Annotated in this window: 9 protein-coding genes and 1 other RNA gene; 9 read left to right on the top strand and 1 reads right to left on the bottom strand. The window is 61.1% G+C overall.

Translation table 11 applies throughout. From position 1 onward, the window contains the following. The first annotated feature begins 5 nt into the window (after positions 1–5). From ACSX1D_RS02765 to ACSX1D_RS02755, 3 genes are all read left to right on the top strand, one after another. Positions 6–677 carry a LutC/YkgG family protein gene (locus tag ACSX1D_RS02765; protein ID WP_439860883.1) on the top strand — a complete coding sequence of 224 codons (672 nt, stop codon included), beginning with the start codon at positions 6–8 and terminating at the stop codon, positions 675–677. Beyond that, the gene (locus tag ACSX1D_RS02760) at positions 674–3,481 is read left to right on the top strand and encodes an FAD-binding and (Fe-S)-binding domain-containing protein (protein WP_439860882.1); all 2,808 of its coding nucleotides are present in this window, start codon (positions 674–676) and stop codon (positions 3,479–3,481) included. Before ACSX1D_RS02765 ends, ACSX1D_RS02760 begins: the two co-directional genes overlap by 4 nt. 149 nt (positions 3,482–3,630) lie before the next feature. After that, positions 3,631–3,876: a hypothetical protein gene (locus ACSX1D_RS02755; protein ID WP_439860881.1), complete on the top strand. Its 246-nt coding sequence runs from the start codon at positions 3,631–3,633 to the stop codon at positions 3,874–3,876. A 60-nt stretch (positions 3,877–3,936) separates the two neighbouring features. On the opposite strand, the gene ACSX1D_RS02750 is transcribed toward ACSX1D_RS02755, so the two are convergent. Next, positions 3,937–6,468: an ATP-binding protein gene (locus ACSX1D_RS02750; protein WP_439860880.1), complete on the bottom strand. Its 2,532-nt coding sequence runs from the start codon at positions 6,466–6,468 to the stop codon at positions 3,937–3,939. Positions 6,469–6,617: 149 nt separating this feature from the next. On the opposite strand from ACSX1D_RS02750, the gene ssrA reads away from it, so the two are divergent. The 6 genes from ssrA (at position 6,618) to ACSX1D_RS02720 (ending at position 15,630) form a co-directional block, all read left to right on the top strand. Continuing rightward, positions 6,618–6,975: a transfer-messenger RNA gene (gene ssrA / locus ACSX1D_RS02745) on the top strand. A 99-nt stretch (positions 6,976–7,074) separates the two neighbouring features. Next, positions 7,075–9,528: a site-specific integrase gene (locus tag ACSX1D_RS02740; RefSeq protein ID WP_439860879.1), complete on the top strand. Its 2,454-nt coding sequence runs from the start codon at positions 7,075–7,077 to the stop codon at positions 9,526–9,528. A 157-nt stretch (positions 9,529–9,685) separates the two neighbouring features. Then, positions 9,686–10,957: a tyrosine-type recombinase/integrase gene (locus ACSX1D_RS02735; RefSeq protein ID WP_439860878.1), complete on the top strand. Its 1,272-nt coding sequence runs from the start codon at positions 9,686–9,688 to the stop codon at positions 10,955–10,957. 611 nt (positions 10,958–11,568) lie between these two features. After that, positions 11,569–11,736: a hypothetical protein gene (locus ACSX1D_RS02730; RefSeq protein WP_439860877.1), complete on the top strand. Its 168-nt coding sequence runs from the start codon at positions 11,569–11,571 to the stop codon at positions 11,734–11,736. A gap of 648 nt (positions 11,737–12,384) precedes the next feature. After that, positions 12,385–14,532, top strand: coding sequence for an AAA family ATPase (locus ACSX1D_RS02725; RefSeq protein ID WP_439860876.1), 2,148 nt, complete (start codon positions 12,385–12,387; stop codon positions 14,530–14,532). A gap of 240 nt (positions 14,533–14,772) precedes the next feature. Beyond that, positions 14,773–15,630 (top strand): helix-turn-helix transcriptional regulator, encoded by an 858-nt coding sequence (locus ACSX1D_RS02720; RefSeq protein WP_439860875.1) that lies wholly within the window; start codon positions 14,773–14,775, stop codon positions 15,628–15,630. Position 15,631 lies beyond the last annotated feature (1 nt).

Raw genomic sequence — 15,631 nt, 5'->3', positions numbered from 1 at the left:
TCCGCATGAGCGCCAAAGCCAATATCCTCGCCAAGCTCAAGCGCAGCCTGGAAGGCACCACGCCGCTCGCCGACGACTTCGACGAGGCGCTGGTGACCCAGCCCTGGAGCTACCCGACCGAACAGCGCATCCCGCGCCTGCGCCAGCTGATGGAGGCGGTGCATACCGAGACCCACCTGTGCCGCCAGGCCGAGTGGCCGGCGCTGGTCGAGCGCCTGCTGGCCGAGCGCGGCATCGCCAGCCTGCTGATCGCCCCAGGCACCGTGCATGGCCAGCAGCTCGCCGAACACTGCCAGCAGAGTGGCAGCCCACTCGCGCTCAAGGCCTACGACCGGCCCATCGAGCAGTGGAAGGCCGAGCTGTTCGACGACACCCCGGCCAGCCTGACCGGCACCCTCGGCGCCATCGCCTCCACCGGCAGCCTGATCCTCTGGCCAAGCCGCGAGGAGCCGCGCCTGATGAGCCTGGTGCCGCCGCTGCACATCGCCCTGCTCAAGGCCAGCCAGGTGCGCGACAACCTCTACCAGGTGCAGCGGGAAATGGGCTGGGCCGCCGGCATGCCGACCAACGCCCTGCTGGTGTCCGGCCCGTCTAAGACCGCCGACATCGAACAGGTGCTGGCCTATGGCGCCCACGGCCCGAAGGATCTGATCGTGCTGATCCTGGAGGATGCATGAGCCTGCCGGCGACCTTCCTCCAGCAGGTCGAACGCCTGATCCCGCGCCAGCGGCGCTTCGACGACCCGCTGTCGACCCTGGCCTTCGGCACCGACGCCAGCTTCTACCGCTTGATCCCGCAGCTGGTCGTGCGCGTCGAGTCCGAGGAGGAAGTGGTGCAGCTGCTCCAGCTGGCCAGCGCCGAGCGCGTGCCGGTGACCTTCCGCGCCGCCGGCACCAGCCTGTCCGGCCAGGCCATCAGCGACTCGTTGCTGATCGTCCTGGGTGACAACTGGAACGGCCGCGAGGTGCGCAACCAGGGCGCGCAGATCCGCCTGCAACCGGGCGTCATCGGCGCCCAGGCCAACGTCGCGCTGGCGCCCTGGCAGCGCAAGATCGGCCCGGACCCGGCCTCGATCAACGCCTGCAAGATCGGCGGCATCGTCGCCAACAACGCCAGCGGCATGTGCTGCGGCACCGCGCAGAACAGCTACCACACCCTGGCCGGCATGCGCCTGGTGCTGGCCGACGGCAGCGTGCTGGACACCGAGGACGCGGCCAGCGTCGCCGCCTTCCAGGCCAGTCATGGCGAGCTGCTCGAGCAGCTCGCCCGCCTCGGCCGGCAGACCCGCGCCGACTCCGAGCTGGCCGCGCGCATTCGCCACAAGTACCGCTTGAAGAACACCACCGGGCTGTCGCTCAACGCCCTGGTCGACTTCGACCAACCGCTGGACATCCTCAGCCACCTGCTGGTCGGCTCCGAGGGCACCCTGGGCTTCATCAGCTCGGTGACCTACCACACCGTACCGGACCATCCGCACAAGGCCAGCGCCCTGCTGGTATTCCCCGACGTGGACAGTTGCTGTCGCGCGGTCAGCGTGCTGAAAAGCCAGCCGGTGTCGGCGGTGGAACTGCTGGACCGCCGCAGCCTGCGCTCGGTCGAGAACAAGCCGGGCATGCCCGAATGGGTCAGGGGCCTGTCGGCCGGCGCCTGCGCCCTGCTGATCGAGGCGCGGGCGGCCAGCCAGAGCCTGCTGCACGAACAGCTGGCGCAGATCATGGACTCGCTCGCCGACTTTGCCCTGGAGAAGCGGGTCGACTTCAGCGAGGACCCGGCGGTCTACAACCAGCTGTGGAAGATCCGCAAGGACACCTTCCCCGCCGTCGGCGCGGTGCGCGAGACCGGCACCACGGTGATCATCGAGGACGTCACCTTCCCGGTCGAGCAACTGGCCGAGGGCGTCAACCGCCTGCTGGCGCTGTTCGACAAGCACGGCTACGACGAGGCGATCATCTTCGGCCATGCCCTGGAGGGCAACCTGCACTTCGTCTTCACCCAGGGTTTCGACAACCCCGAGCAGGTGGCGCGCTACCAGGCCTTCATGGACGAGGTGGCGCTGCTGGTGGCGGTGGAGTTCGGCGGCTCGCTCAAGGCCGAGCACGGCACCGGGCGCAACATGGCGCCCTTCGTCGAGCTGGAGTGGGGCACGGACGCCTACCAGCTGATGTGGCGGATCAAGCGCCTGCTCGACCCCCTGGGCATCCTCAACCCGGACGTGGTGCTCAGCGAAGACCCGCAGATCCACCTGAAACACCTCAAGCCGCTGCCGGCCGCCGACGAGCTGGTCGACAAGTGCATCGAGTGCGGCTTCTGCGAGCCGGTCTGCCCGTCCAAGGAGCTGACCCTGAGCCCGCGCCAGCGCATCGTCATCTGGCGCGACATCCAGGCCAGGCAGCGGCGCGGCGAAGACACCCGCGAGCTCGAGCGCCGCTACCAGTACCAGGGCCTCGACACCTGCGCCGCCACCGGACTGTGCGCCCAGCGCTGCCCGGTGGGCATCAACACCGGCGACCTGGTGCGCAAGCTGCGTGGTCGCGACGCCAACCAGCAGTGGCGCGCAGACTGGCTGGCCACTCATTTCGCCGCCACCCTCAGCGCCGCGCGCCTGACCCTGCGAGCCGCCGACGGCGCCCGCCGGCTGCTCGGCGCGCCGCTGCTGACGAAAGTCTCGAGCGGCCTGCGTACGGTCTCGGGTCAGCGCCTGCCGCAGTGGAGCAGCGCCATGCCCCAGGCCGCCCAGCCGCTCCGCATCGGCGCGCCGGCCGGCGACGCGCGACCGCGGGTGGTCTACCTGGCCGCCTGCGTGTCGCGGGTCATGGGCCCGGCGTTCGCCGACCCGGAGCAGATGCCGCTGATCGACAAGACCCGCGCCCTGCTGGACAAGGCCGGCTTCCAGGCCATCTTTCCCGAGCGGCAGGACAACCTGTGCTGCGGCCAGCCCTTCGCCTCCAAGGGCTATGCCGAGCAGGCCGAACGCAAGCGCCAGGAGCTGGTCGACGCGCTGCTCGAGGCCAGCCGCGGCGGCCTCGATCCGGTCTACTGCGACACCAGCCCCTGCACCCTACGCCTGCTGCAGGACGGCCTGGACCCACGGCTCAAGCTGTTCGACCCGGTGAAGTTCATCCGCGAGAAGCTCCTGGACAGATTGCAGATCACCCCGCAGCAGCAACCCGTGGCGGTGCACGTGACCTGCAGCACCCAGCACCTGGGCGAGGCCCAGGGACTGATCGACATCGCCCGCCGCTGCGCCCGCGAGGTGATAGTCCCCGAGGGCATCCACTGCTGCGGCTTCGCCGGCGACAAGGGCTTCACCACCCCGGAGCTCAACGCCCATGCGCTGCGCACGCTGCAGGATGCGGTGCAGCACTGCAGCGAGGGGCTGTCCACCAGCCGCACCTGCGAGATCGGCCTGAGCCAGCATGCCGGCATCGACTACCACGGCCTGGTCTACCTGGTCGATCGGGTCTCCCGGCCGCGAGCCTGACGCACTGCCCGCTGCCGTACCGGGCAGCCGCCGCGCGGGCCCCAGCTCGCGCCGCCGGTCCGCTTTCTGCCGGCAGAAAGCGGACCGGCGGCCATTGGCCTTGCCCACCGCTTTCTATACTGAAAGCTCCCCCCAGAAGGAGCGATGCCATGCGCCGCCTAGCCGTTTTCCTCGCCGCCGCCCTGCTCAGCGTGCCGCTCTGGGCCGCCCAATGCCCGGCGGATATGGCCAAGATAGATGCCATGCTGGCCAGCAACCCGCCCAGCGATGCGGCGGTGTTGGCGCAGGTACAGAAGCTCCGCGCCGAGGGCGAGGCGCTGCACAAGAGCGGCGACCATGGCCAATCCGTGCAGGTCCTCGGCGAGGCCCTGCAACTGCTCGAAGCCAGCGAGTAACAGCCGGCTCGGCCAGGGCGCATCTCCCTGGCCGAGCCTGGCATTGCCCTCAGGCGCCGCTCAATCCTCGCTAGCGGCGGGGAGTCGTGTCGTCTCGGGCGCGGCGGCGCTGGGCAGGTCGATCCAGAACCGACTGCCATGACCGGCGCGGCTCTCGAAGCCCATTTCGCCGCCCATCAGGCTGGCCAGTTCGCGGCAGAGCACTAGGCCGATACCGGTGCCGGGGGTACTGGAGTTCTCCCGACCGAGGCGCTGGAACGGCTGGAACAGCTGGGCCTGCTGTTCCTCGGTCAGCCCCGAACCATTGTCCTCGACCCACAGCCGCACGCCGCCAGGGCGCAGCTCGTAGCCCATGCGGATAACGCCCCGGGGGCTGTTGTACTTGATGGCGTTGGACAGCAGGTTGAGCATCACCTGGCGTACCCGGCGCAAGTCCGCCTGCACATAGAGCGGCGCCTCGAGCTCCGCCTGCACCTCCAGCTGCAGCTGCCGCTGCTGCACCTCCGGCTGCACCAGCTCGGAACAGCTGGCGAGCAGCTCGCCGATCGCGACCGGTTGCAGCTGCAACTGCTGACGGCGACTCTCGATACTTGAAAGGTCGAGGATATCGTCGACCAGTGACGTCAGATGACGACTGGCGTTGACGATCTCCCGCGCGTAGTCCGCCTCCTGCTGGGCATCGGGCTTGTCCTGCGCCTCCATCTCGATCAACTGGCCGAAGCCATAGATCGCGTTCAGCGGCGTACGCAGCTCGTGGCTCATGCTCGAGAGAAATCGGCTCTTGGCCTGGCTGGCCGCCTGGGCCTCCAGGCTGGCGCGGCGCAGTTCCTCCTGGGCCTGCTTGAGCCGGGTGATATCGACATGGGTGCCGGCGATGCGCAGCACGCGTCCGGCAGCATCGCGCTCGAGCACCTTGCCACGGCTGAGCAGCCAGGCGTACTCGCCGCGCGCGTCGGCATAACGGTACTCGGCCTCGAACTGATCCTCGCCGCTGGTGACGAACTGTTCGCGCAGGTGGCGAATGCGCTCCAGATCGTTGGGGTGCATGCGCTGGTTGAACTCGCTCAGGCTCATGCACTCCTGGGCCAGGCCGAAGCGCTTGAGGAAGCGGCCACTGAGCTTGATGGTGGCGTTCGGCGAGTCCACCTCCCACAGGCTCTCCGTGGTGCTCTCCAGCACCAGGTCGAGAATCCGCTGGGCCTCGCGGCGCTCGGTCTCGCTCGCCTGCAACTGCTCGCCGGTGTGCTGCACCGCCTGCGCCATGGACGTCAGCTCGGCGATCTGGCTGGTCGGCGCGCTGGGATGAAAATCCCCCTGGCCGATCCGCCGCATCATGCCGCCGATACCGGCGATGGGCTGCGCCAGCTGGTCGCTCAACTGCCGCGAGCGCATCCACATCCAGGCGAAGAACAGCAGATAGAACAGCGCCAGACCGGCGATCAGCAGGTAGCCGATCTGCAGGTAGCGTTCGGCCAGGCGGTTGGTTTCGCTGAAGATCTGTTCCTCGTCCACCACCAGCAACAGGCGCCAGCCGGTTTGCGGAATCTCGCTCCAGGCCACCAGGCGATTGCGCCCGCCCAGCTGGACCTCCTGCACATTGCCCTGCCCGGCTGCCATGGCCTGCAGCAGAGGCTGCATATCGGCGTACTTGTCCAGGCGGAAGTCTTCCGGCTTGAGCACCTCGCGGCGCACCGCCTCGGCATAGGAGTACTCGGTCAGCTCGCGCAGGCCGAAATCGCGCTCGCCGGCCTGCGGCAGGGCCATGATGTTGTGGTCACGACTGACCAGCATGGCGTAGCCCTGCCAGGGCACATCCAGCTCACCGATCTCGGTGAGCATCTGGCCCACGGTGATATCCAGGCCGACAACGCCCTCGAGGAAATCGCCGCGGTACACCGGGGCGACGGCAGACATCATCCAGCCGAGCCCGGCCGGATCCAGGTAGACATCGGTCCAAGCCACCTTGCGCTGCGGGTTGTGCTTGGCATCGGCCAGGTAATAGAAGTTGTAATCGGGTATCACCATGTCATGGGGATACTGCTCGGGCGTCATGAAGAACGGGTAGATGCGGTTGTAGCTGTCCCAGCTGTTGAAGTAGACCGCCGCCACCAGCGGATTGGCCTCGCGGATCGAGCGCATCAGCGGGTCGACCTGCGACAGGCGCAGTGCCTTGGCACGATCCTGCCGCTCGGGCGGTGTGCTGTTGGCATAGAAGGATGCCGCGCGGCCATCGTCGCTGCGCGTGTAGAACACGCCGCTGGGGGTGGTGGCATGACGCTGGCGTTCCAGTTGATCGGGCTGGAACTCGGTGTTCTGCAGCGCCAGCAGCGTCGCGTCGCGGAATATCTGCACCTGTGCCTCGACGGCACGCAGGCGACTGTCGATCACCTGCCCCTCCCGGGCCACCGCCGCCGACAAATCGCCCAGCGCACTGCGCTGCAAATAGCCGATCTGCGCATCGCGAATCGCCGCGTTACTCAGCAGGTAGACGGTAATCAGCACCGACTCGACGAGAATCAGTGGAATCAACGCACTCTGTACGAAGGCGCGCCAGATCCACTGGCGCAGGGGATAACGCGACGTGCGCGACATAGATAAGGTCTCGTCCCAAAGACATGACTGCAGCTCAGGTGTCTAATCATAGCCGCACTCGGCGCCCGGCGTCCGCGCCGAGATTGCCGGGTCGACGCCAGGCAGCCGATGCCGTACACTTCGGGCGTAGCTTCACCCACGACAGTTTTGGGGCCGATTAGGATTCGACGCCGGTAGCAAAACTTGAGGGGCATGCCGAGCTGGTAGCAGAACTCGTAAATTCGCTGCTGCAAACTTATAGTTGCCAACGACGACAACTACGCTCTAGCCGCCTAAGTGCCGCTAGCTGACCCTAGGGGATGCCTGTAAACCCGAAGATTTGGTCAGTCATATAGAACAGGATCGCCGCCAAGTTCGCTGTAGACGTAACGGCTAAAACTCATACAGCTCGCTCAAAGCGCCCTGCCACTCGGGCCGCGATGAGTTAACTCAATAGAGATGGCTAAGCATGTAGAACCGATAGCGGAGAACTGGCGGACGGGGGTTCAAATCCCCCCGGCTCCACCAAATAAGGCCTGAAACCCGTCTAAAACGCGGGTTTCAGGCACGATTTGATGGCACTGGATTTCACACAGTCCAACTGTGAATCCAAATAGGTATGCCATCATGTCCAAGCGTCAAAACAAAACCGGTGTTCAGCACCTGGTCTATCAAGCCAAAACCGGCTTCCAGTACTACTTCACCTTCCCGAGCTATATCGGCAATCACCCGCAGCTGCCGGCACAAATCCGCTGGTCACTCGGCCATGATGAAGCGCTCGCACGCGATCTCGCCCAATATCTCAACCCGCGCTTCGAAGATCTGCTTAGGCGCAGCAGCGCCGCCACGATTGAGCTGGACCCTGATGGCTTTCTGTTAAACCTGGCCACTGTTCACGCTGAAATCAGCCGTTTTACCGAAAGCCACCTGAAAATCTGGGCGCTCCGCCCTGCACCTGCCGTACTGGCCAACTCTGACCTGAGCGCCGGGCATGAGCGCCTGCTGAAAGAGTGCCAAGAGCACACCGTGCTTTATTGCAACGAGCCGGGCGGTGAAATCCACTTCGCCTTGTATCCGAGCGAAGCCCTGCGCCAAGCCCTCAAATTCGGTTTCACCCGTTTCGACTGGCCGCTCGGCACCAACGACCACGTCACCGCCAACGCGGCTGCGGCTTACATCTACAGCGCCATCACAGTGCTGGAAACTACCCCAATGGCCAGGAACGTCTTCAAAACCGGGCATCCGCTTATCACGATGCTGTCGCTCTACGAGTACCTGTGTTTTGCACGCCCCGACCAAGGCCGCCATCTGCTGCATATTCCACCGGGCCTGCCACGTTCCGCACATAGCGTCATGTTTCACCTCAGCCGGATCTCGGGACAGCTCGACCGCCTGACACTCTGCCAAAATTTTCAGATTCTTCAGGAGGAAAGCGGGCTCTATACGCTCCTTATTCCGCTGACCGGCGCACGACTCACCGGCGCGCCTCGTCATCCCGATGAAATGCGGGTCGAGCTGCTGACTAGTTCACCGATCCTGGCGTCGATCCTCTTGCACTTCAGCCTGGGTCAAATAGACAAAATTCTGGTGAAAAGTTTTATTGAAGCTCCCTCAGCGGATGCCTATGAGCGCGCCCTGCAAGAAATTCAGGACCTGATCCGGCGCATGCTTGGCCCAGTACCGCCAGCCGAGCCCATGTACACTCTGCCGGACATGAGCGCGGCCAACGACGCAGCCACAGCGCCCCAGGACGCTGGCACGCTCGCACTGCTGAATGCCCTCGGCAGCGTTTTGTCACCTGCTCAGAACGCCAAGCTACAAGCCTTGCTTGAGACGCCCACCTCAAACGACCTGCTGATCCAGCCACCACTCACTCATGAGAACTGCCGGCACTTCGGTGCCCTCACCCGTGAGTTCGAAGAGCGCCAGGTACGCGAAGGTGCGTGGAAGAATCCACGCACCCGCATCACAATGCATGCTCGCCTGGAAGGACTTGCAGAGCTAATCGGTGGACATCGCCCACTCGCCACCCTGACCCGGGCTGACTTTAATGCCTTGCGCGACCAGTTGCGCAGCTACCCCAAGAACCGGCATCGCTTGCGCGCGACTCGCCATCAGCCCCTGAGTCAGATTATCCAGAGCGGCAAGTACGAGCCCTTGAATGCTAGGACGGCGAAGAAGTTTTTCGAGCTGGCACGCGCACTCATCGGCTATGCGCACGACCAAGGATATTTGAAAGAGAATCTGGCCGCAGGCCTGACGTTCAGCACCAAAGGCGCCCCCTCGCCACGCAAGCGCACCTATAACCCCAGACAGATCGAGCAACTGCTGCAAGGCCCGGTCTACACGCTAAAAGCACCGCCACGCTGGCGCCTGGACGACTACCGTTTTTGGCTGCCATTGCTCGGCCTCTATAGCGGCGCTCGCTTGAGTGAACTCTGCCAGCTTCAGCTTGGGGATATTCGCGAAGAGCTTGGCGTGTGGGTGATCAGCATCAACAGCTCCGGGGCACGACAGCTGAAAACCGCCGACTCGGAGCGCCTCGTGCCGCTACATAAGGTCATTATTGAGGCCGGGTTCTTGGCGTTTCATCAGCAGCGTCTGGAGGCGAATGATGGTGATCTGTCGGCCTCGCTTTTTGAAAATCTCCGCGTGTATGGCGACCTTTCGCCCGGGCACACAGCCAGTCGCTGGTACCGGGGCTCAGACAAAGATGACAAGGGCTACTTGGGTCAATGTGGACTCGGTGATGATGAGCTGACTTTTCATGGCCTGCGACACACATTCATTCAGCAGTTCCGTCGACAAAAGCTGGACATGCTGATCGGCAAAGCCTTGGTCGGCCACGCCGACCGCAGCACCACTGGCGGCTATGGCGATTGCTACCCGAGCTATGTGCTGAAAGAGGAGCTCGACAAGATCGACTTTGAGGCCTCGACTACGCACATCCACTACAGCCACTACCGGGCGCTGCAAGCCAAGCAAGGCGTCTTTCGTATCGGCCGCCCAGCTGGCGTCGACAAGGCCAAGGCCACCAGTTGGACTGAAAAACGGCACTGGCAATCCCGCATCACCCGATAGTTGAGGCGGCGCGGGGAGAATTTTCCCTCTTCTCGCACCAAAAAACCTATTGACAAAGTGTCAATCAGGATAAATAATTAAAAGGTTTTAATGGACTCCTATTGACTGGCTATCCATACAGTTTTAATTTGGAGCCTCACCAACAAGCGAGGCTCGCATGAATGCTATAAACAACCCCCATCTATCCGCTCCAATTCTCCACGGCCTAACCTTGGTCGCCGCCCCTGGGCATGAAAAAAGCCTGGAACTGGCACTGCCGCACCTTTCCAGCATTGCCGACGCGATTTATCGTTTTCATCACTCCCCGCTCCTCAGCGAATTTTTGGATACAGTTCTGGCTCGTTTCCTTCGCGAAAACGACTACACCGCCAAGACTGCCTACATGCTCCAAGCCCGGATGGCCAAGCTGAAGTTAGTACTCACTGAGGACAACCCTCAGCGCCGGGTGTCGGAACTGGGTAGTACAGACATTGATGCGATCAGGGATAAGCTCCCGGCGCTACTCAGAAAAGGCCGCGCCTCAGGCAGCCAGGGAGAAAACCTGCAGGCCTACTATCAGCTGTTCAATCGCATGATTAACGAGGCGCTAAAGGGAAAGCTGATCGCCGATCAAGAACTCAAAACCGAGGGCTGCCAGACCACCAAACCAAAGGTCGCCAAGTTCTTTTTGGATTCCAATCTGGTCAGCCTCTTCAACAGCTGGCCATATCAGACCTACGCGCCAGGCACACCGACAGCCCAAGTGCGCCAGGATGCTCATAGCTTTTGCTTTTGGCTGATGCCGCTTGGACTCTTCACTGGTGCCAGACTCAATGAGCTCTGCCAGCTACGCGCACACGATGTATTCCATGACGCTCATGGCGTGCCCCTAATCAGCATCAACGACAACGGCTTCAATAAGTCGCTGAAAAATGAGCAATCGAAACGCGAGATCCCGATTTGCTCGAAGCTGATCGCAATGGGTTTTCTGGACTTCGTAACGGAGCGCCGCCAAGCCGAAGGCCCGGATGCGCTGCTATTTTCAGAGCTGCGCTTTGACGAAAAGCACCTCTATTCACGCGCTGCGAGCCGCTTCTTCTGCGGCCCAGTCACAGGAGCCGGCTTCATCGGCCAGCATTGCCCAGTGGCACTGAGTGGCGGCTTCAATTTTAAAAGCTTTCGCCGCACTTTCGCGGTGCGGCTTCAGAAGTCAGGCCTTACCGCCCCGACGATTGCGCACCTGCTCGGCCACGAAGAGGGCAAGCTCGAAGTCACTAACGAGCACTACCTCAACACGCCACCGTCCATAATTCTGCTGGATATTCTGGAGCGCAACCTGAGCTACAACCTGCCCCTGGACAGCATAAACTGGCAGCATTTCAAGCATTTGATGAGCAGCCAGAAAGGACGTAGCAAGCGAGGCCGGAAAGCCAAGAAAACGCTGCACTAGCCCCTTCATAAATGAAGGGCACCATCATCAGCTGGAGATGATGTGATGAAGGATCAATAAGGGCCGCCGTCAGTGCGGCCTTTTTGCATGTTTAGAAAGCTTTCAGGCATCAGCAATACTAGCAACCTGTCGCAGAACGCTGATGCGACCAGAATGCCGCCGGCACTGGGCCATCACATACGGCTACCACCCTGGCTTTAGACCGGCGGCATACCACCACATGTACCGGGACCCAATGGTGTATCAGCGGCACCTCCATGCGACACACCTGGGCTGTCGCACGCTCACGCTGCGATACGCGCCCCCTGTCGCATGAACTGACTGCGACACACCCAGCATGTCGCACATGCGTTTTGCGACACCCATACCGTGCCTCAAGCGGTACCAGCAATGTGATCGCAGATTTGCGACACAACCTTCGTGTCGCATGTTCTGGCCTGCGACACCCAAGGTGTGTCGCAGGACATCAATGCGACACTCTCGGCCTGTCGCACGCTCGCACTACGACACTCCAACCATGTCGCACTCAGTTGTTGCGATACACCATGTGTGTCGCACACGCGGTTTCCGACACCTGGATCGTACCAATAGCGGCAGTTTGAGTGCCTCTAGTGGCACTGGAGGTAGCCGGAACCGACACCGAAGTGGCCTTTTGTGGCGCGAAACGTGCCAAAACTGGCACTCCTTTTTTTGGTTATATTATCGCTGAAACCCTTGAAAACACTGACTTCAGTGGCTTTTTTCATAACCAAACCGCCATCGCATGGCTAGCATTTTGAATGCAGCTTTTTCTGCATGAGCCATGAGCACGTTTATGGACGACGCGCTCGTCACTTCAGCGCCTCGGGCACTGAGTACTTTTTGAATTTGATCGCAAACGGCATGAGCAGCCAAAACGCCGCACCACCGGCAAGGCCGCCTTTTCAGACCGGCGTGCCGGGCTGGCTAAGCTTTGACAACAAATACAAGGGAGGGGGCGTACTTGAGGCAGCCGTCCAGTCGCATCTTCAAGTACGCCCCCTCCCCCCCATACTTGAAGCCTTCAAGTATGGGGCAGTTGGGTGTTTTTCCACGTAGCCATGGTTTGCAGAACGAATGTGAAGCAAGCCTAGCGAAGTGGAAAAACACCCAACTGCCATCGCGAAGCGACAGGCTTTGTTGTCAAACAGGAGCATTCATTCACCCTGGTGAATGGCTAGCTTCACCATTCGATGCCTAGCATGGCTAGCTGCGAACTACCCTTCAGTCAGCCCTACGACCAGACTCTTGGCTGGTCATTACCGGCGAGCCCCGGAAAATTTCCCGCCAGAGAGAAAGTATGTTGAGGCACCGCTCCCTCCCCCGCCCTGACGACCGCACCGCCTTGCGCGACATATTATGTCGCACAACCCAGGCATGCTATCGGAGTACTCAACGGGGATCTCCACATGCGTCAGAGCGCCAAGAAAACCGCACTTAAGAACAGAGATACCTGCCAGCCAGCGCTCGCCTGGATGTATGCCCTGATCCTCGATTGCGGCGGACTGCAAGAGTTCATCCACAGAGGCAATGGCTTCCGGGATGATGACGTTGCAAGAGAGCTTGGGGTGCTAGGCCTCGCAGAAAGTAATGACGAATTTCTCTCAATGCTCGATGACGAGCCAAGCTCTGGAGCCAGGCTGCGCCGAAGCTTCCGAGACCGAGCACAATCGGCATTACGGAGAAAGCGAGCCAATCGCTGCGGAAATGAAGCCTCCCATGAACTGCCCGATAACCTGGCGGCTAATATTTCCAGCCTTGCCACGCTGATCGAGTTGAGCGAGGTCGATCAAAAACTGCTCGCCTTCTGCGCCATTTTGAAAACCGAATCACTTCTTGAAGACTGTGCCAACCTGACCGGTCTGATCAGCTACGGACGGATGCTGCGCATCTTGAGTCAGCTACTGGATGTCTCCGTGGAGGATATCCGACAGAGCTTTTCGAACGACGGCCGCCTCTCTCACTCAGGGCTACTCGATGTGACCCGCTACAGCGGTGGTAGAAACTGCTTTTCCGATTACTTGGCCTTCACCAATAAGGATCTACTGTTCTCATTGCGCTATCACCAGGGCAGCACGATAGAGGTGTTCCAAAGCGCGTTCCGCAAGGCACCTGCCGCCCAACTGTCTGTAGAGGACTTCAGTCACCTGCAAGACCAGTTCAGCATCGCTCGTAGCTATCTGCAGCACGCCATCAGTAGTCGGCAAGAGGGTGTAAACGTCCTCATCTACGGGCCACCTGGTACTGGCAAGAGCCAGCTGACCCGCGTCCTCGCGAATGAACTGGATGTTGATCTTTATGAGATTGCCTGCACCAACAGTCAGGGCGATCCAATCAATCGTCAAGGTCGCCTTTGTGCCCTGAGCTCTGCCATGTCGGTAATCGGACAGCAGCAAGCCCTGGTACTACTGGATGAGATCGAGGACCTATTCAGCGGCAACCGGGAATTCAGCCGGCATATCGGCAGCCAGGAAAACCTCAAGGGATGGATCAACCGCATGTTGGAAGAGAACCCTGTTCCTTGCTTCTGGCTCACCAACAACATCGATGCATTGGATAACGCGTATATCCGTCGCTTCGACTTAGTCATGAAGCTCGATAACCCGCCTCGCATCCAAAGGGAGCGCATCGTGCTTCAGGCTAGCAATGATCGTCTGAGCCAGGGTTTTGTGGGGAAACTGGTATCCCACGAACAGCTGATGCCAGCCGTCATCACTCGCGCATTACAGGTGGCGGAAAGAGCTGTCGGACCGGACGGCCCATTCGAAGCAACAGTTGAGAGCCTGGTAGATGCGACGCTCGAAGCCCAGGGCTTTGCGCGCCTGGCGCATGGCCGCAATCAGTCGCTTCCATCTTTCTACAGCCCCCAGTTGAGCAATGCCGACGTCGACCTCCAGCAACTGCTCGATGGACTCCGCCTGCACGCAGAAGCCCGCATGTGCTTCTATGGCCCACCAGGCACAGGGAAAACTGCCTTTGCACATTGGCTGGCAAGGGAGCTGGGAAGACCGCTGCTCACGCACCGTGCCTCGGATCTGAATTCACCCTACGTCGGCCTCACAGAGAAGAATCTAGCCCGCGCATTTAGCCAGGCAAGGGACGACCAGGCAGTCCTGCTCCTGGATGAGGTTGATAGCTTTCTACAGGACAGGCGCAACGCCCGTCACAGCTGGGAAGTCAGTGCGGTCAACGAAATGCTTACCCAGATGGAAAGCTACCCCGGCCTTTTCATTGCCTCGACCAATCTCATGGGCAATCTGGATGAGGCATCACTTCGCCGCTTCGATCTCAAGATTGGTTTTGGCTACCTCACCACCAGCCAGACTGTGCAGTTGCTGGAGGAACACCTACAGCAGTTTTCTCTTGCCCCACCCAGTGAGCTGAAGCTGGCAGAGCTACTCAAAAACAGCCGCCTGACGCCCGGAGACTTTGCATTGCTTGCCCGACGTGCACGCTTCAAAGCCTTCACAGACAGCACCCAGTTCATTGAAGCTCTGTTGGCTGAGAGCGCTCTGAAGTCGCATTCACCAAAACACCCCATTGGCTTTATCCATTAGCCGCAGCCGAAAGGAATCGGCATTGCCGTCAGACAGAGGCACAAGCATGATCGGCTCTCTGGATATACCTCGCCATCAGGAGCAACTGTGCCTTCCGCTGCTAGCCGAACCACTCTGACCCGGCAATGGGAACTACTCAAACTTCTGCCCGCCAAAGGCCCAGGCCTTACAGCAGCACAACTCACCGTGCAGCTCAGTAGTGCTGGCTACACCACGAGCAAGCGCACCGTAGAGCGGGACTTGATCGAGCTGTCACGCCTATTCCCGCTGCAGTGCAACGACAAGAGCATGCCCTTCGGCTGGTACTGGCAACCAGGCAAGAGTGCAGAGCTGCCCGGCATCACCCTGAGCGAAGCACTCACTCTGCAACTCCTGGAGAAAAGCCTTCGCCCGCTGATTCCTGCCTACATGCTGAGCACGCTGGAGCCTCGTTTCAACCTGGCACATGGCAAGCTTGAGGCCATGGCGGCAGAGAACGAATCGGCACGCTGGATAGAAAAAGTCGCCAGTGTTCAGCCAGAAATCACTCAGCTTCCACCAGAACTCGATCACGCCATTCTGGAACAAGTGCAACAAGCACTGCTGCATGAGCGGCAACTCAGCTGCCACTACTACTCAGCCCATCGAGACCAGCACAGCGAACTGACCCTGAACCCTCTTGGGCTGGTACAGCGCGGTCAGGTGACCTACCTAATCGCTACTGCTTCCCCCTACCACGACATCCGCCAATATGTGCTGCACCGATTCGAGCAGGCATCCGTACTGGAAACGCCCAGCGTAAAGCCAGAGAGCTTCAAACTACGCGACTACATCGACGGCGGTGCAATGCAGTTTGGTTCGAGCGAGAAGATCAGGCTGAGGGCGACCCTCAGCGAAGGGGTAGCGCGCTTACTACAAGAGACCCCGTTTTCCGATGATATGGAGCTGAGCTCCAGCCCTAATGGCATTGAGCTAAATGCGACAGTCGGGAACAGCTGGGAACTGCGCTGGTGGATCCTGTCGCATGCCGAGTCCGTTATCGTGCATGAGCCAGTGTCACTGCGTAGAGAGATCATGGCGCGACTGATCGCAGCCGCTGCGGCTTACGAAAGCAACTAGC

Source organism: Pseudomonas sp. MBLB4136 (genome assembly GCF_051904765.1).
GTDB lineage: Bacteria > Pseudomonadota > Gammaproteobacteria > Pseudomonadales > Pseudomonadaceae > Aquipseudomonas.
The sequence above is the reverse complement of the archived record's forward strand: the minus strand, read 5'-3'. Positions and strand labels throughout refer to the sequence as shown.